Source organism: Rhizobacter sp. P5_C2, assembly GCF_054049715.1.
The window spans coordinates 24,816-41,635 of the sequence record NZ_JBFULV010000040.1; the positions used below are offsets into that span (position 1 = coordinate 24,816).

Annotated in this window: 18 protein-coding genes and 1 riboswitch; of the genes, 7 read left to right on the forward strand and 11 right to left on the reverse strand. The window is 66.3% G+C overall.

Annotated features, from left to right (window positions below):
* Positions 1-35 precede the first annotated feature (35 nt).
* From ACXJLU_RS16575 to ACXJLU_RS16595, 5 genes are all read right to left on the reverse strand, one after another.
* Positions 36-278, reverse strand: a complete 243-nt coding sequence (locus ACXJLU_RS16575) for a hypothetical protein (protein WP_457332753.1) — start codon at positions 276-278, stop codon at positions 36-38.
* A 33-nt stretch (positions 279-311) separates the two neighbouring features.
* Positions 312-770, reverse strand: coding sequence for an ankyrin repeat domain-containing protein (locus ACXJLU_RS16580; RefSeq protein WP_457332755.1), 459 nt, complete (start codon positions 768-770; stop codon positions 312-314).
* Between the two features lie 21 nt (positions 771-791).
* Positions 792-1,241, reverse strand: coding sequence for a hypothetical protein (locus ACXJLU_RS16585; RefSeq protein WP_457332757.1), 450 nt, complete (start codon positions 1,239-1,241; stop codon positions 792-794).
* Positions 1,242-1,680: 439 nt separating this feature from the next.
* Complete coding sequence (locus ACXJLU_RS16590) at positions 1,681-2,292, reverse strand: RHS repeat-associated core domain-containing protein (protein ID WP_457332758.1); 612 nt, start codon at positions 2,290-2,292, stop codon at positions 1,681-1,683.
* Between the two features lie 25 nt (positions 2,293-2,317).
* Positions 2,318-3,331 (reverse strand): transglutaminase family protein, encoded by a 1,014-nt coding sequence (locus tag ACXJLU_RS16595; protein WP_457332760.1) that lies wholly within the window; start codon positions 3,329-3,331, stop codon positions 2,318-2,320.
* Positions 3,332-3,718: 387 nt separating this feature from the next.
* Here ACXJLU_RS16595 and ACXJLU_RS16600 point away from each other — a divergent pair, with 387 nt between their 5' ends.
* From ACXJLU_RS16600 to gph, 5 genes are all read left to right on the forward strand, one after another.
* On the forward strand, positions 3,719-6,016 hold the full coding sequence (locus ACXJLU_RS16600) for a TonB-dependent receptor (RefSeq protein WP_457332762.1): 2,298 nt from the start codon (positions 3,719-3,721) through the stop codon (positions 6,014-6,016).
* 118 nt (positions 6,017-6,134) lie between these two features.
* A complete protein-coding gene (locus tag ACXJLU_RS16605; RefSeq protein ID WP_457332764.1) occupies positions 6,135-6,539 on the forward strand; it encodes a hypothetical protein in 405 nt (134 codons plus the stop codon).
* 154 nt (positions 6,540-6,693) lie between these two features.
* Positions 6,694-7,128: a hypothetical protein gene (locus ACXJLU_RS16610; protein WP_457332765.1), complete on the forward strand. Its 435-nt coding sequence runs from the start codon at positions 6,694-6,696 to the stop codon at positions 7,126-7,128.
* A gap of 200 nt (positions 7,129-7,328) precedes the next feature.
* Positions 7,329-7,787, forward strand: a complete 459-nt coding sequence (locus tag ACXJLU_RS16615) for a hypothetical protein (RefSeq protein ID WP_457332767.1) — start codon at positions 7,329-7,331, stop codon at positions 7,785-7,787.
* A 223-nt stretch (positions 7,788-8,010) separates the two neighbouring features.
* The gene (gene gph / locus ACXJLU_RS16620) at positions 8,011-8,685 is read left to right on the forward strand and encodes a phosphoglycolate phosphatase (protein WP_457332769.1); all 675 of its coding nucleotides are present in this window, start codon (positions 8,011-8,013) and stop codon (positions 8,683-8,685) included.
* Positions 8,686-8,760: 75 nt separating this feature from the next.
* On the opposite strand, the gene ACXJLU_RS16625 is transcribed toward gph, so the two are convergent.
* The gene (locus ACXJLU_RS16625; RefSeq protein ID WP_457332823.1) at positions 8,761-9,402 is read right to left on the reverse strand and encodes a chalcone isomerase family protein; all 642 of its coding nucleotides are present in this window, start codon (positions 9,400-9,402) and stop codon (positions 8,761-8,763) included.
* 412 nt (positions 9,403-9,814) lie between these two features.
* On the opposite strand from ACXJLU_RS16625, the gene trpE reads away from it, so the two are divergent.
* Positions 9,815-11,299, forward strand: coding sequence for an anthranilate synthase component I (gene trpE / locus ACXJLU_RS16630; protein WP_073467499.1), 1,485 nt, complete (start codon positions 9,815-9,817; stop codon positions 11,297-11,299).
* A complete protein-coding gene (locus tag ACXJLU_RS16635) occupies positions 11,299-11,994 on the forward strand; it encodes a CTP synthase C-terminal region-related (seleno)protein (protein WP_457332772.1) in 696 nt (231 codons plus the stop codon). Before trpE ends, ACXJLU_RS16635 begins: the two co-directional genes overlap by 1 nt.
* A gap of 1 nt (position 11,995) precedes the next feature.
* Here ACXJLU_RS16635 and ACXJLU_RS16640 read toward each other — a convergent pair whose 3' ends face one another.
* From ACXJLU_RS16640 to ACXJLU_RS16660, 5 genes are all read right to left on the reverse strand, one after another.
* On the reverse strand, positions 11,996-12,337 hold the full coding sequence (locus ACXJLU_RS16640; protein WP_457332774.1) for a (2Fe-2S) ferredoxin domain-containing protein: 342 nt from the start codon (positions 12,335-12,337) through the stop codon (positions 11,996-11,998).
* A gap of 24 nt (positions 12,338-12,361) precedes the next feature.
* Positions 12,362-14,461 carry a TonB-dependent receptor gene (locus ACXJLU_RS16645; protein ID WP_457332776.1) on the reverse strand — a complete coding sequence of 700 codons (2,100 nt, stop codon included), beginning with the start codon at positions 14,459-14,461 and terminating at the stop codon, positions 12,362-12,364.
* Positions 14,462-14,550: 89 nt separating this feature from the next.
* Positions 14,551-14,759, reverse strand: a riboswitch (cobalamin riboswitch).
* A 45-nt stretch (positions 14,760-14,804) separates the two neighbouring features.
* On the reverse strand, positions 14,805-15,791 hold the full coding sequence (cobJ, locus tag ACXJLU_RS16650; RefSeq protein ID WP_457332778.1) for a precorrin-3B C(17)-methyltransferase: 987 nt from the start codon (positions 15,789-15,791) through the stop codon (positions 14,805-14,807).
* The gene (locus ACXJLU_RS16655) at positions 15,788-16,588 is read right to left on the reverse strand and encodes a CbtA family protein (RefSeq protein WP_457332780.1); all 801 of its coding nucleotides are present in this window, start codon (positions 16,586-16,588) and stop codon (positions 15,788-15,790) included. Before ACXJLU_RS16655 ends, cobJ begins: the two co-directional genes overlap by 4 nt.
* Positions 16,589-16,601: 13 nt before the next feature.
* Complete coding sequence (locus ACXJLU_RS16660) at positions 16,602-16,793, reverse strand: CbtB domain-containing protein (RefSeq protein ID WP_457332782.1); 192 nt, start codon at positions 16,791-16,793, stop codon at positions 16,602-16,604.
* Between the last annotated feature and the right edge of the window lie 27 nt (positions 16,794-16,820).

Genomic DNA, 16,820 nt, shown 5'->3' on the forward strand with positions numbered 1-16,820 from the left:
GCGCATGCGAAGCGGCTGCAGTTGACTGCAGCGCTTCAACGCGCTTTGCGCCCGAAAATAACGAACTCAATGAAAAGAGCGAGAAGCAATCCGCCCATCCAATAGGGAAGATGGGTGAGGGCAAAGCTCGCGATCTGAAAAGACAGAAATTGAGCGTAGACCTCATCTGTCGGCGGCCGATGGCGGTGTTGCAGGATGGACCAAATGAAATGAATGCTCATGCCTGCGAACCACGCGATTGCTGTCCATCGGTGGATGTTCTGCGGCTTGTACTTCATGGCATGCGCGGTGGGCTCTCGGCCAGCGTCTCGTCAGCCCTTCTCCTGCGCCGAGGCTGTCTTTACGGCTACGGCAAGATCGGACAGACCCTTCTCGTTCAACACACGCAGCAAATGGGCAAGCGCCGCTTCGTCAGTGTTGAGGCGTCCACCGTGAGCGCGAAGGTAGTCATAAGAGGCGGCCTGGCCCGCGAAGGCTGCCCAGTACAGCGGGGTTCCTGCAGCATCCTTCAAATTGACGTCGGCACCGTTGGCGACGAGAAATTCCACGATGTCTTGCCTGCCGTTGCGAGCAGCCGCGATCAACGCAGTCTGGCCGTCGTCGAACGCACGTGCGTTGACGTTCACTTTCTGCGACACCATTTCCTTCACGCGAGGGAGGTTGCCGCTCGAGGCCGCCCATACAAGGTCGTTGGAGTTTTGTGGTGAACAGGCCGTGATGGCAATCCACGACAGTAGTGTCACGGTGAGTCGAGTCGAACGTTTGATCATCTCAGCGCCGAATGAAGGTCGTCAGAGTTCGCAGCGCCTGACCGGCATCCCGGCGACTCCGCAGAACACCAGGGCAATGATCGTTGCGGCCAGTGCTCCGAAAGCGGACAACGCCAGTCGGGCCGACAGCGGCGTATGACTGCCAAGCGGGCCGGAGAACCAGAACGTCGCGCAGAGGCCGAGGACGGTGCCGATCAGCGCAACGACCACGACGCATCGCCAGGTGGTCAGGCGCTGGATTCGCTGAAGAACCAGCACGACGGGTGTCCCGATGCCGAGACTCAGAAAGTAGCTCAGCGGCAGCAGGGCAAGCAGGAACTCATCCACGAGTTTCCCGACATGTTCCGGGTTCGATGCGGGGTAGCCTGACCAAGCCAATGTCGCGAGAACGTACAGCAATGGCGCGCTCAGCGGGGCCAATAGCGCGGCCAGTACGAGGCGGTGTCTTCGCAACACGAACGTTGTGTTCACCTTCAATTTCTTCTGGGGTCAACATTCGCTGGGACTTGGGGCTCTTCTTCCTTGGGCAGCGTTTTGAAACCCGATGCGATCTCGTCGTACGAGGGGCATTCAGCAGAAGTCGTTCGAAGCTTCTTGCCTCGGTACGCGCAAGAAAGACTCAGGTGCCCCGAATTCGCGAACTCCTGGTAAGAAGTGGCGAAACCGCGGTGGAACGTCAAGACGAAGACGACCTCTCCCCGCGCATTCCAGAGAGTCTGGCAACCCGTGAAGTCGTCTTTCAATTGACGTGGAAAGATGAAGATGAACGAGCCCTCGTTCGCGTTTACCGCTGCCGCGAGGGGGGGCGGGGCCGAGATGCACTTGTGGTTTGGCGCCGCATGGCACGAGGCGCTCAGCCCAGCCAACAAAAGCGCCGACCCGAAGATGGTCGGTCGGTGATGGCGTCGAACTACTTGGAGCATTCGCATTCGGCCTTGTATCGCTCGATGAGCGTCTTGGATGCCTCAATCGCGCGCACGTAGGTTGCTGTCGAAGGGAGCACGTCTCCACGGAGGTGCTTGGCACTCGGAATGCCGCCGGACCAAGGTTGGAAATCTCGATGGCCCGCTGCAAAACTGTCCTGTGCAGCGTGCAACGCTCGCGCCAGTCCTTGCCGGTTGCAGTTCTTGATGTTGCCATCGACCCACTGCTCGTACAGCAGCCTTGCCTCATCGACCGATTGACCCGTCTTGCCGTCTCGCATGTGGTGCCAAAAGGCGCGATCAGTGTCTTGGCTGTGTTCCTGGAAATCAACACCCGCCACGTCGGCGTCCAGGTCTGGATATGAAGACAGGTCGCCGCCGAGAGCCTGCTTCGTGATCCACCGATGCTCCGCATATCCAAACAGCCCGCGAGGGTCGATGTAGCTGAGCGGGTTCCCGTTGACATAGGTGTACGTCGACACGCTTCCTCCGGCCAACCCGATCGGATCGCTTTGCGTGTAGTGCGCAGTTGCGCCTCCGTGCAGAGAGGTCAGGGCCAGCATGATCGCCAATGGCTTGAAATCGATTCGATTGAGCATCTTCTGTTCTCCAGATCGCTGTTGTCTATAAAGACTTCCTGGCTTCCTCGACCCGCCTGAGATAGGCGGACTCGGCTTCAGGACTGATGGGACGCCATCCGAGCGCTTGTGCGCGTTGATCCCATTCCATGACCTGTTGAGTCAGTTCGCGGTACTTGAGCCGCTCCTTCAAGGGCATCCGTGGATCGGGGCTGTTGTAGTCGAGCATGTAGGAGACGTCGGCCATCCAACCGTAGGCTGCTGCGAGATGCAACATGCCGTTGACGTGCTTCGGCGCGCGGGCCAGCAGGAGCAGTGCCAAGTCCACGCGAGGTTGCAGAACGCCGTTCGCTGCATAGAACTCGAGCAAGGTGTCGACCATCTCGACTGCGGCCTCCTTCTTCGAAAGCGGCCGCATGTAGATGCCGGTTCGCAGCGACAAGTCGGTCATCTCGTACAGCTGCCGCATCCAGACGTCGCGCGCGAATCCTCCGCCGCTTGTTGCCTCGATGTTGTAGAGCTGCCCGCTCTCGTCGCGGTACTTGACGAAGATGTGCCTGGGGACTGTCGCCAGCGTCACGTCCAAGCCGATCCTTTGACCGAGGACGACGAACAAGCTCGGCATCGAAACGCAATTCCCCTTGTGGCTGTCGAGATAGCTGGACAGAAGCTTGTTGCGAAGGTTCTTGCCGAGCGGGTCATCGAGGTCGTACTGGAAGGGGCGGTTGTCGTTCCAGGGGCCAGCCACGTACAGATACTTCTTCAGGGCTTCCACTTTCACCCTGCTGTTGGCCATGATGGGGAACGTTGCCTTGATCTCCCTTGCCATGCCGTCGAGCCGCTGGAGGTTGCCTGCAACGTCGATGCTCGGATCGATCATTCGTTGCACGGAGAGAATGAATTCGCCGAGGTCCAGCGCCTCATCTGGCTTCTCGAGTTCTGCCCTGATCGATTGCAATTGCGCTGTGAATGCCACAGGCCTGGGCAGGGGAGTGTTTTGAGCAAAGGCGGCTGCGCAACTGAGCAGCAGCGCAGCAATACAGGGTGAGAGGATCTTCATGATCTTTCCGCATGCCGAATGCGAGCGCGCCAGCTGGGCGCACGCAATGAACCTCGCCGTGCACTGACTCGAGTCAGGTGCACCGCAAGCGCTGATACATCGTGGATGTCGGGCGCAAAGAACTTGCGCTGACGGGCTGTGCCGACCGTGTGGCGAGCATGCCGCTGAGGCTGCGCCCAGTGAGGCGCTGAAAGTGGCTGCAATCTACCCGCAGGACGGCGACAGCGTCAACACCGGGCCAACGGGACAGGCGACCCTTGGTGTTAACGAGCAGCGCGGCCGGGAATTTTTCCCTGTGCCGCACGCCGCTCGCTTGTTAGCGTCGGGCACCACCACCCAGACGACTCCCGCAACTCCGAGACAAGGAAAGACCACCGGAGACTTGACATGCATCACCCGCTTGCTAACGCCTCGCTGTTGGCGTTGGCCGCATTCGCGCCCGCCGTCCACGCCCAATCGGCCCCGGCCGCCGAGGCGCCGGCACCGGTCGTGCTGCCCGAGGTCGAGATCGTGCTGACCACGCCGGTCCCCGGCACCGGCGTGCCCAAGGACCAGATCCCGTCCAACGTGCAGACCGCCACCGACCGGCGGCTGCGCCAGTTGCAGAGCCTGAACCTGCCGGAGTTCATGCGCACGCAGCTGCCCAGCGTCAACGTCAACGAGGTGCAGGGCAACCCGTACCAGATGGACGTCAACTACCGCGGCTTCTCCGCCAGCCCACTGCTCGGCACGCCGCAGGGCCTGTCGGTGTTCCTCGACGGGGTGCGCGTCAACGAGCCCTTCGGCGACATCGTCAACTGGGACCTGCTGCCGCGCGCCGCACTCGCCAACATCACGCTGCTGCCGGGCTCGAACCCGCTGTTCGGGCTGAACACGCTGGGCGGCGCGCTGTCGCTGCAGACCAAGAGCGGCGACACGCACCCCGGCACCGAGGTCGAGGTCGAGGGCGGCTCGTTCGGCCGCATCAGCACCGAGCTGACGCACGGCCGCAAGCTCGGCGAGACCGGCCACCTGTTCCTGGCCTTCGGCGCGCTGAACGAAGACGGCTGGCGCGACGAGTCGCCGTCGCGCGTGCGGCAGCTGTTCGTCAAGGGCGGGCAGCGCAGCAGCAGCTTCTCGTGGGACCTGAGCCTGGGCCATGCCGACAACCAGCTGGTCGGCAACGGCGGCCTGCCCGAATCAATGCTGGCGCAGCGCCGCGAGCAGGTCTACACCCGGCCGGATCTCACCGACAACGAGGCGACGCTGCTCACCTTCAACACCACGGCCAAGCTGGCTCCGCAATGGGAGATGGCGGCCACGGCGTATGCGCGGCGCAATCGCGCGTCGACGCTGAACGGCGACCTGAACGACGACTACGACCCGCCGGCCGTCGAGGAGGCCGGTGTCGAGAACCGCACCCGCACCAGCACCGACAGCGAAGGCCTGGCGGTGCAGGCCACCTGGAATGCGCAGCCGCACCGCGTGACGTTCGGGCTGTCGCAGGACCGCTCGCGCACGCACTTCGAGCAGAGCGAGGCCGAGGGCGATCTGGACGCGAGCCGCGCGGTGATCCCGACCGAAGACGCCGAGATCAACGCGAAGATCTCCGGCCGCAGCCGCACGACCAGCGTCTACTTCAGCGACCTGGTCGCGCTGCAGCCCAACCTGCAGCTCACCGTCTCGGGCCGCTACAACGACACCCGGGTCAGCACCGTCGACGACGGCCGGGCCGAGCTGGGCCTGCCGACGAACCTCGATGCCGAAGACCGCTACCGCAAGTTCAATCCGGCGATCGGCGCCACCTGGCAGGTGACGCCCAGCTTCACCGCCTACGGCAGCTGGAGCCAGGGCAACCGCGCGCCGAGCCCGATCGAGCTGGGCTGCTCGGACCCGGCCCATGCCTGCGTGCTGCCGAATGCATTGCAGTCGGACCCGCCGTTGAAGCAGGTGGTGTCGCAAACGCTCGAGGCCGGCGTGCGCGGCAAGCTGGCGCAGGGCCTGCGCTGGAATGCGTCGGTCTTCCGGACCATCAACCGGGACGACCTGCTGTTCATCAGCAACGGGCTGTCGGCCGGCTACTTCAGCAACGTCGGCCGTACCGTGCGGCAGGGCGTGGAGCTCGGTCTTTCGCAGCAGGTTGGCGCGCTGAACTGGGCGCTGTCGTACAGCTGGTTGCGAGCCACCTTCGATTCATCGGCCTGCCTGGTCTCCGAGGCCAACAGCAGCGCCGAGACCAGCGCCGCCTGCACCGGCGACGACGAGATCGAGGTGCGCAAGGGCAACCGCCTGCCCGGCCTGCCCAGCCACACGCTGAAGCTCAGCCTGGACCTGCAGGCCACGCCGAGCTGGCGCATCGGCGGCCAACTGCGGGCGCAATCGAAGCAATACGTGCGCGGCAACGAGAACAATGCCCACCAGGCCGATGGCGTCGACTTCTTCGGCAGCGGCAGCACCGCCGGGTTTGCGTTGCTCGACCTGACCGCGGGCTGGACCTTCCGGCCGGGCTGGGAGCTGTTCGCCAAGGTGTCGAACGTGTTCGATCGCAAGTACTCCACCGGCGGCCTGCTCGGCACGAACGCGTTCGATGCGAACGGGGCGGTGCAACCGCCTGCGGACTGGCGGCACGAGCAGTTCGTCGCGCCGGGGGCGCCGCGGGCCGGGTGGATCGGGCTGCGGGTGTCGTTCGGGAGTTCCGAGATCTGAAGGGAGAATGGGTCCGGCCCCTGAACTCCTCTCGGTGAACCTCATGCCCTCGACCCCGTGGTACGCCTCAATAGAGTCTGCAAACGCCAAGCCGGTGTCTTCCCTCTGAGTAGTGCGTATGAATCGTGTCGCGTTCAGCAGCGACAACCTCCATGAAATCCGGGCGTTCTTGTTGCCGACGGTCTGGGACGCGTCGACTGTTATCGTGCTGGCCGGCGAACAACACATCGAGCAGGCCACGATGACGACGATCACTGAATCTGCAAAGCATGGCTTTCAGCGCTGGTGGCATGCGCCGGTCTCGCGAAAGGACCGACTCCTCGGTGTCACGGTCGGTGCAATTGGGTGCTTCTGGATTGCATGCTTTGGACGAGGCTTGCTAGGCCCGTTGCCCATTGACCTCGGCGCCCTTGCGGTTTGGTCGATCTGTGGCGCAGTCGCGGGCGTTCTGCTTGGAACGCTCTTCCCCAAGGCGGTGATGTGTGCCTGCCTTCCGTTCGCCACTTTCGGTGGTGGTAGCTGAGTTGGCCAACAGCATGAAGCTTGACCGGCGAGAGTGAAGCCGCCATGGATGACCCTGCTTCGTTGAGTGCACTGACCTCCAACTCCTCCATCGAGCTGAGCTGCCTTCGGCAAGGTGGGGCACGCAGCTGACGTCAAACACTATTCCTACTCAAATGAAAACCCTCACGCTGATTGCAGCGATTCTTCTCGTGGTCTTCCAGAGTGGGTGCTCGAAGACAACCCACTCCTCCACCTATGGAAGCGACAACAAATGGTGGAAGTGCAGCACTGATCCCTCGAAGGGATGCGAGGGCGGAGATCTGAAGAACCTAGGGCTGACCGAGGCGGAGCAAAAGTACGTCGTCGAAGCCCTGGATAGAGCACCTTGGACACCCAGCCCCGCGACGGCGGAGAGCGTCATTTCTCACTTTGCCGAGAAGCCAAGCATCCATGTCGGCTCCAAGCTCATCTTCGAGAAGGACGCGCACGGTCTGTGCGCGGGTTGTTCGACATCCGTCTACCTCTACCGAGACCGAATCTCAATGATTCACTACTTCGTGCCGCGCAAGTTCCTTCTGGTCCGGCACGATCCTTCCGTCGACAAATGACAGGCCATAGGCAGAGGCGAGGCGTATGGGGCCAAACCCTTTCATCGAGAGGATGCCTACTGCCTTCGGCCTCCAAGCGACTCGCATGTCATACGTTGAGCGTCAACTCTTTGGCGATCAACTCGGGCAGCGTCGCGGATCGGGTCAACTTTCACATCCGGCTAGCCTGCGCCGGTACTCCTGACCGAAGAAGAGCAGCTATGTCGTTGTCTTTCGAAGCTTTCCTTGCGATGCTCGCGATCGCCGTGTTTCTGCCATTTTTCTTGCGGATGTACCGCACGTCCGGAATGATGGACTTCGTGAACATTGACCGTGAGTTCAGCCGGTATCGAGAAGGCGGTTTCGTGGCGGCCGAGACCACTATCCTGTTCTCGGACAAGCGAGTGGACCGTTTCGCTCCGAGCAAGTTCGTCGAGATCGGTGCCCCCTATGTGGCCGTATACGTTTGCAAAGACGAGCGCGGGCAGCATTGGTTGTGGAAGCTCTATCGCCCCACCGAGGCCCGTCCAACACTCCGCAAGTTGATGCCACAGGAGGCCAAGGAGATGCTGCAGCGTAGAAGCATGCTCTTGAGCGACCTGTGCCCCAAGCAGGCCGGACCGGTCGCAACAGCAGCGCTGCCCGCGAAAGCCAAGAGGATCAGTTTCTGGGACAGGTGACCGAGGGCGCTCTGGGCGCGTGAAGATCGGACCTCGCCGCTGTCTGCAAGTGGGCGCGATCCGCTGGCGGCACGGCACGTTGACGAGCGTCCGCAACCGTCGACCTCCCGGTCCTGCCAACGCCGATGACGGCGATCAGGGCTTGGCACGTCGGTGGTTTGAAACTCTATTGTTGAGAGAATGCGGCAGGGCTCGCTTCCTTTTTGAACTCTATTTCGCAGTTGTGAACTCTATTCGGTCGAACCACCCCGCCTGGCGCGCCGCGCTCATCGACCTCGACGGCACGATGGTCGACACTCTCGGCGACTTCGCCGTCGCATTGAACGCGATGCTCGGCGAGCTGGCGCTGCCGCCGATCGGCCGCGACTTCATCGCGGACACGGTCGGCAAGGGCTCGGAGCACCTGATCCGCTGCACGCTGGCCGAGGTGGGCGCGGACTACGAGCGCTACGACGACGCCTGGGCCAGCTACCAGCGGCACTACCGGCGCGTCAACGGCGAGCATGCCGAGGTGTTCCCCGGCGTGGTCGAAGGCCTGCTGCGCCTGCAGCGTGCCGGCGTGCCGCTGGCCTGCCTGACGAACAAGCCGACGGCGTTCGCGCAGGCCTTGCTCGAGAAGAAGCAGCTCGCCGGCTTTTTCCTCCACGTGTTCGGCGGCGATGCGTTCGCGCAGAAGAAGCCGCACCCGCTGCCGCTGCTCGAATCGTGCAAGGCGCTCGGCGTGCCGCCGTCACAGGTGCTGATGGTCGGCGATTCCGCCAACGATGCGCAGGCGGCGCGTGCCGCGGGCTGCCCGGTCATCCTCGTGACCTACGGCTACAACCACGGCGAACCGGTGCGTCAGGTCGATGCTGATGGCTTCATCGACCGACTGGATCAATTGTGGATCGAAGCCTAGGGCCGAGCGCCGGGCCGCCCCAAGCCGGCCCGCATCCCCTCGGGGGATCGGTCGACGTACCCGTCGACCGAGGGGTCAGTTATTACCGGCGCCGGCACCGTTGCCGGTGGCCGTCTTGCCGAGCAGCGCATCCTTCAGCCCCGAATCGGCGGGCGAATGGCCCAGCCAGATCTTCAGCAGCGACGAATAGAACTCGGGTTCCTTGATCGGCTCGTTGGCCGGCTTGCCGTTGACGACGATCACCGTGCCCTGGCCCGGGGTCCAGTCGACGTAGAACGAATCGCCGGCCACCAGCTTCTTCTTCGCCGAGAACACCTCGCTGAGCTTCAGCGTGCCGGCGATCGACTTCATGAAGTCGTCGCGCGTCGTGTTCTGCTCCATGCCGCGCGTGAACAGCTTGCCGAGTTCGTTCGCGTCGATGTCGCGCAGCATCGTGATGTGCATGCGGCGCGGGCCCGGCGTCGCGAGCACCGCCTCGGGCGTGGTCGCCTTCGCCGTCAGGTACAGGCCGGCGGTGTAGACCTTGAAGATCGCCTTGTAGCGGATGCCGGCGCCGTTCAGCACCAGCTTGGTGTTGGCCACCTGCACGGTGGGCTCGTAGCGCACGCCCGCCAGTTCGATGGCCTGGGGTTGGGCTGGGGTCTGGGTCTGGGCTTGCGTTGCAAGCGGTGCCGCGAGGGCAGCGGCCGTCACGGCCAGCAGGAAGGTTTGACGAATCACGGCAGTCTCCATCTCGTTGTCATGGGGCCCGGCGACCCCAGTATGGGCCGCTCCGGGCAACGCAGGAGTGTCTGACGGTGACAGGCGTCGGTCCATTCATGATTTCACGGACGACCGATCGCTTCCCTCGATGGAATGCCAAGCCTGCTACACTTTTTCGATGTTCATCGCACGCAAGCAAACCAAAGGGTCGAACGACCGGGGAGCCTGGCCCTGGCGGGCCTGATCCTCGCAGGCTGGTCATCCAGCACCTAGATTTGCTTGCCGCGGGCCGGGTTGTTTCCAACCCCTCCCCCCGGCTCCATCGGCCGCCGCGCTCGCCTTGCACCTCGCGCCGCGTGCCACCCGAAGAATGCAGTCACAGGCCCGCCCCTTGGGCGCCGCGCCGGGCCGTGGAGGGCCCTCGAACGTGATCACCGAACTTGAATTCAAGAGCCTCGCCGCGCAGGGCTTCAACCGCATCCCGCTGATCGCCGAAGCCTTCGCCGATCTCGAAACCCCGCTCTCGCTCTACCTGAAGCTCGCCTACGGCACCGGCAGCGGCAAGCACAGCTTCCTGCTCGAATCGGTGGTTGGCGGCGAACGCTTCGGCCGCTATTCGTTCATCGGCCTGCCGGCGCGCACGCAGTTGCGCGCCACCGGCTTCCGCACCGAAGTCGTCACCGATGGCCAGGTCGTCGAAACGCACGAGGGCAACCCGCTCGACTTCGTCGCCGAGTACCAGAAGCGCTTCAAGGTGGCGCTGCGCCCCGGGCTGCCGCGCTTCTGCGGTGGCCTCGCCGGCTACTTCGGCTACGACGCGGTGCGCTTCATCGAGCCCAAGCTCGCGAAGACCGAGCTGCCCGGCGGCATCGGCACGCCCGACATCCTGCTGCTGCAATGCGAGGAGCTGGCCGTCATCGACAACCTGTCGGGCCGGCTCTACCTGATCGTCTATGCCGACCCCGGCCAGCCGGAGGCCTTCTTCAAGGCCAAGCGGCGACTGGCCGAGCTGGGCGACAAGCTGAAGTACAGCGTCACCGCGCCGCCGGTGCGCCGCGGCACCTCGCACGCGGTGGAGCGCGAGTTCGCGAAAGAGGACTACCTCGCCGCGGTGCTGAAGGCCAAGGAGTACATCGCGGCCGGCGACATGATGCAGGTGCAGGTCGGGCAGCGGCTGAAGAAGCGCTACACCGAATCGCCGCTGAGCCTGTACCGCGCGCTGCGCTCGCTGAACCCGTCGCCGTACATGTACTTCTACGACATGGGCGACTTCCAGATCGTCGGCGCGTCGCCCGAGATCCTGGTGCGCCAGGAGACCACGCCCGAGGGCGAGAAGATCACGATCCGCCCGCTCGCCGGCACCCGCCCGCGCGGCGCGACGCCGGCGCAGGACAAGGCGCTCGAGGCCGAGCTGAGCACCGACCCGAAGGAGCGCGCCGAGCACGTGATGCTGATCGACCTGGCGCGCAACGACATCGGCCGCATCGCGAAGACCGGCACCGTGAAGGTGACCGAGGCCTTCACGGTCGAGCGTTACTCGCACGTGATGCACATCGTCAGCAATGTCGAGGGCCTGCTGAAGGACGGCATGACCAGCCTCGACGTGCTGCGCGCGACCTTCCCGGCCGGCACGCTGACCGGTGCGCCCAAGGTGCGCGCGATGGAAATCATCGACGAGCTCGAGCCGGTCAAGCGCGGCATCTACGGCGGCGCTTGCGGCTACCTGAGCTTCGCCGGCGACATGGACGTGGCGATCGCGATCCGCACCGGCATCGTCAAGGACAACACGCTGTACGTGCAGGCCGCGGCCGGCGTGGTGGCCGATTCGGTGCCCGAGCTCGAATGGAAGGAGACCGAGGCCAAGGCCCGCGCGCTGATCCGCGCGGCCGAGCTGGTCGAGGAAGGCTTCTGATGGGCGCGCGGCGCATCGGCCTGATCGGTGACCGCGACGACACCATCACCGCGCACCGCGCGATTCCCGCCGCGCTGCGGCTGGTGGCAGAGCAACTTGCGCAGCCGGTCGCGTTCGACTGGCTCGCGAGCGACGCACTGCCGGCCGACGAGGCGCTCGCCGCGTACGACGGCCTGTGGTGCGTGCCGGGCAGCCCGTACCGCGACATGGACGCGGTGTTGCAGGCGATCCGCATCGCGCGCGAGCGTGGCGTGCCCTTCCTCGGCACCTGCGGCGGCTTCCAGCATGCGGTGATCGAGTACGCGCGCAACGCGCTCGGCTGGGCCGATGCGGAGCATGCCGAGACCGCGCCGCAGGCGCCCCGCGCGGTGATCAGCGCGCTGGCCTGCTCGCTGGTCGAGGTGAGCCAAGACCTGCGGCTGCAACCCGGCTCGCGCATCGCGGCCGCGTATGGCACCGAGACCGCGCAAGAGGGCTACCGCTGCAACTACGGGCTGAACCCGGCGTTCGCCGCGCAGCTGACGCAGGGCCCGTTGCGCGCCACCGCGCACGACGAGCACGGCGAGGTCCGCGCGATCGAGCTGGACGGCCATCCGTTCTTCGTCGGCACGCTGTTCCAGCCGGAACGTGCCGCGCTGAAGGGCACGGTGCCGCCGATCGCCGCGGCCTTCGTGCGGGCTGCCGCGGCGCGCTGACTCAGCCGGTCGGGCCCTGGTGGAACACCAGGTCCTCGACGGGCTGCCCGCCCACCAAGTGCTGCTCGATGATGCGGTCCATGTTGGCCGGCGTCACGTTGTAGTACCAGGTGCCGTCGGGCTGCACGCACATCACCGGCCCGCCCTTGCAGGCGGCGAAGCAGCTGACGCGGCTGCGCTTCACGCGCAGCTCGCCCTCGTGCAGCCCGGCGGCCTTGAACTTGTCGCCCAGGCTGTCGAACAAGGCTTGCGATTCGCCCTGCTCCGTGCAGCGCGGGCCGGTGCAGATCAGCAGGTGGCGGCGGTACTCGCCGATCTTGGGCTTGATCACTTCGTCAGTCATGGGCTTGCGTTCCTTGGTGAGTCGTCAGAAGGTGGCGCGCATCGAAACGCGCAGCGTGCGCGGTTCCATCGGGTGCACGAGCCGGCCATCGATGCCCGCGCCACCGTTGCAGCTGGGGCCGTCGTTGCGCGAGCACGCCGCACCCCAGTACTCGATGTCATAGGCTTCGCGGTCGAACAGGTTCAGCACGTCGAGCGTGAACTGCAGCGACGGGCTGGCGCGCCAGCCGGCCTTCAGGTTCGCGGTCCACAGCGATGACGAGCGCTGCGTGCCGGTCTCTTCCAGCGCGTAGCTGCCGATGTGGCGCCAGCGCAGCCCGCCGAACCACGCGCCATGGTCGTCGGCCGCCAGCGCGAACGAGGCCGAGCGTGGGATCGCGTTCGGCACGTGGGTGCCGCTGCCGGGCTCTGCTTCTTGCTCGAAGCGCGCTCGCGACCAGGCCACGTCGGCATCCAGCAGCAGCCAGCGGTTGATCTGCCAGTCGTTCGACCACTCGATGCCGGCGCGCTTCGACGCGCCCTTGGGCTCGGTCACGCCGGCATCGCCGATGAACACCAGCTCGGACGCCAGCTTCACCTGCCACAGCGACAGGCTGGTGTTCCAGCCCGGCAACGGCACCGCGCGCAGGCCGATTTCGCTGCCGGTGGCGCGCACCAGCGCCGGCACCGGGTCGACGGCCGCCGTGACGCCGCGCACGTCGTTGCTGTGGAAGCCGCGGCCCCAGTTGGCGTACAGCTCGGTGCGCATCGTCTCGCCGAACGGGCCGAAGGCCAGCCCCAGCTTCGGGCTGACCTGATGGGCCTGTGCGCTGCCGCCGTTCTGGACGTTGCCATCGCCGCCGGTCGGCGTCACGTTCGCACGCACGGTGTCGACACGCAGGCCCAGGTCGCTGCGCAGCCACGGCTGCCATTGCGTGCGAGCTTCGGTGTAGAGGCCCAGCAGCGTCTCGCGCACACGGTCTTCGCGCACGGTACCGGTCCGTTGGCGGTTCACCGTGCCGTACAGGCCGAGCGTGCCGATGCGGTCGTGGCGCAGCTGCGCGCCCAGCGTCAGCTCGGTCTCGTGGCCGGCCGGGGCGATCGCCCAGTGGCGCGCCACCTGCCCGCCCCACACGGTGCGCTCGTCGGCCTGCTCGTGCTGGTCGCCCTGCTCGCCGCTGATGTAGCCGGACGGGTTCGAGAACAGGTTCAGGCCGTAGTCGATCACGTAGGCACTGGCCTGCGTGCGCGTGTTGCCGTCGCTGCCGGCCCAGTCGGCCGACAGGCTGTGGCGGTGCGTGCGCCCGCCGTCGCCCGGCACCAGTTCGCCGAAGCGGTCGATCTCGCCGGAGGCGATCGCGTGTTCGGGAACGTGCTCGGTGGCGGTCCACTCGGCGTGGTAGGCCATCGCGGTCAGCGCGTAGCCGTCGCGCGCCGTGCCTTCGGACAGGCGCAGCACGCCGTTGACCTTGCGCAGCCGCTCGGGCTGCTGCCACGGTCCGTCGTTGGTCGCGGCCTCGAAGGCGGCCAGCAGCGTCGGGCCGCTGTCTTTCTCTTGTCCGAGCGGGCGGCTGCCCGCGGCGAGCACGCGGCGGAAGTCGTGCGGGCCGACGCTCAGGTCGACCATCGGTGCCGGCAGCGCGCGCTGGTACTCGATGCGGGCCGAGCCGGTGGTTGCGAAATCGCCGTCCTCGGCGGCGTAGACGCCCTTGCGGTAGCGCATCGCGCCGATCAGCTCGGGGATCAGGAAGTTGAGGTCCATGTAGCCCTGGCCGTGCGCATGGCTGGCCATGTTGACCGGCATGCCGTTGACGTAGCTCGCGAAGTCGCTGCCGTGGTCGAGGTTGAAGCCGCGCAGGAAATACTGGTTGGCCTTGCCGTCGCCGCTGTGCTGCGTGACGGTCATGCCGGGCACCGTCTCCAGCACCTCGGCCGGGCGCAGCAGCGGCCGGTTCGCGAGCTGCTGGGCGCTGACCTTGCCTTCGGTGGCGGAGTCGGCGAGGCCGATCATGTCCTGGCCGCGGCCGATGATGGTCACGGGGGCCAGGGCGGCGGGGCTGTCCTCGGCCGTGGCCGGGGCAGGGGTGAAGAAGGTCATCGCCAGGGCCGTGGCGGCCAGGGCGGGGGGCAGCTTGCGCTGTTGCATCGTTGAAAGACTCGTCGCTGCATGGCATCCGCATTCCCGCAGATGCATGCGTGGTGTTCGCCGCGGCCCTCGGGCAGCGGCCCCTCACGCCAGGCCGGTATCCGGACTCGCGAGCCGAGACCCTTTCAGGCCCCGAACGCGTCGCCTTCCCGGGCCGGAGGGCCCAGTGGCTGGCGGTGCTGTATCGCTACAGAACCGCCGTGACGCGTCTGCGCTCGCACACCGTTGCGGGTGCAGTCGGGGCTTCGAACCCCGTTCCCGTTTGACCCGCGGCGCAGTGAACGCCGCAGGCACCTGGTCGTGTCTGCCGCGCGGGGGCCATCGGCTCGCCCCCGCGCGGGTCTCAGCCCTCCCCCTCGTCGGTCGTCGCGTTGGTGGTGTTGCTGGTGGTGATCTCGATCGGCTCGGCCAGCGTTGCCGCCAGGTAGTCGGCCGGCAGCCCGTGCAGCCGCGCGAGGTCGGCCATGGTGTGGCCCTCGGCGACCTGCGCCTGCAGTGTTTCGAGCCAGCCCAGCAGGCCGGTGCTCAGCGAGCGGCCGGCGCGTTCGCCGTCGCGCGTCTCGCCGCCTTGCTCGATGTCGTACTTGTTCGAGTAGCCGCGCGGCGTGACCATCAGCCCGTCGCGCACGAAGGTGTGGCTGTTGCCGATCAGCACCGTGCTGAGCATGCCGATCTCGCTCTCGGCCATCGTGGCCAGCGTGGTGAACTCGATGCGCTCGCGGCGCCGGTAGGCGCTCTTGACGACGGCCACCGGCGTGTCGGGCCGGCGGTGCCGCAGGAACAGCCGCTGCGCCTCGACGATCTGCCGCGTGCGGCGGCCGCTCTTCGGGTTGTAGAGCGCGACGACGAAGTCGGCCTGCGCGGCCGCATCGAGCCGGCGCGCGATCACCGGCCACGGCGTCAGCAGGTCGCTCAGCGAGATCGAGCAGAAGTCGTGCGTCAGCGGCGCGCCGACGCGGGCCGCGCAGGCGTTGATCGCCGACGCGCCGGGCACCACCTCGACCTGCACTTCGTCGGCCGGCGTCCAGCCGGCCTGGAACAGCACCTCGTAGGTCGGCCCGGCCATGCCGTAGACGCCGGCATCGCCCGACGAGATCAGCGCGACCTTCTTGCCGGCGCGGGCCGCCTCGAGCGCGCTGACGGCCCGGTCGAGCTCCTCGGTCATGCCCTTGCGCACGACCTCCTTGCCTTCGAGCAGGTCGGCGACCAGCTTGATGTAGGTGACATAGCCGACGACGACATCGGCCTCGGCGATGGCCTCGCGGGCGCGCTGGGTCATGTGCTCGACGGCGCCGGGGCCGATCCCGACCAGCGTGATCTTGCCGCTCATGCCAGGCTCCCGGTCGGCAGCGTTGCGTTGCCGGGCGATCGATCGAGCAGCGGCGCCAGCCAGCGCTTGAACACCGGCGCGGCAACCACGCCCATCGACAGCCAGAACAGCGACGCCGACACATGCGTTGCCAGCACGAAATCGCGGCCCAGCACCTGCAGGCGCTGGTGCGCCTCGCCGCTGAAGGCGCCGAGCGGGTCGCCGATCAACTGCGGCGCGCCGATCACGAACGGCAACGCAAGCCACGCCGCGGCAGCCACCCAGCGCCACGGCTTGCTGCCGAACGCGACCAGTGCGCAGGCCGACAGCGCGCTGCCGGCCGCGAGCAGCCACCACAGCTGCCGCAGGTGCAGGTCGGCGGCCTCCATGCCCGGCACTTCGGCCGGCAAGCCGAGCGAGGGCCACAGGTGCAGGCTCAGCCAGCCGGTCGCGGCGACTGCCGCGGCGATCGGCCAGGCGCCTGCCGACAGCCCCCGCTTCCAGGTCCACGCCCCCATCGCCGCGAACACCAGCAGCGCGAGCGCGAACGCATTCAGCAGGTTGGCAACCCAGGTCCAGAAGCCGCGCTCGACGCCGTCGGCTGGCGTCCAGTCCAGGTCGTGGTGGTGCGCATGGGCGGCTTCTTCCGGCGTGTGGGCATGGGCGTCGAGGGCGGCCTGCACGGGTGCCTTCTGCACCTCGAACTCCTCGGCCGCGAGGATGATCGGCACCGCCTGCCAGCGTTGCACGATCCACTGCAGGCTGCCCACCGCCAAGGCGACGAGCAGTGCACACCACACCAGGCGTCGGAACAGCATCATCGGCTCCCGCTCAGTGGCACGGACGGCCGGTGGCGTGGCGCACGTCGTGCGCCGCGTTGTGCGCGAGCGGGCTCTCGGCGAACGCGACGCCGTACAGCATCACGACACCGAGCAGCGCGCCGGCGGCGAGCTGGCGCAGCACGCCGCGCGAGGCGGTGGCGGGGAGGTCGATGGTGGGTTGAAGAGCTTGTTGCGAGTTCATGGGATTTCCTTTCAGAAGAGGGGGGAG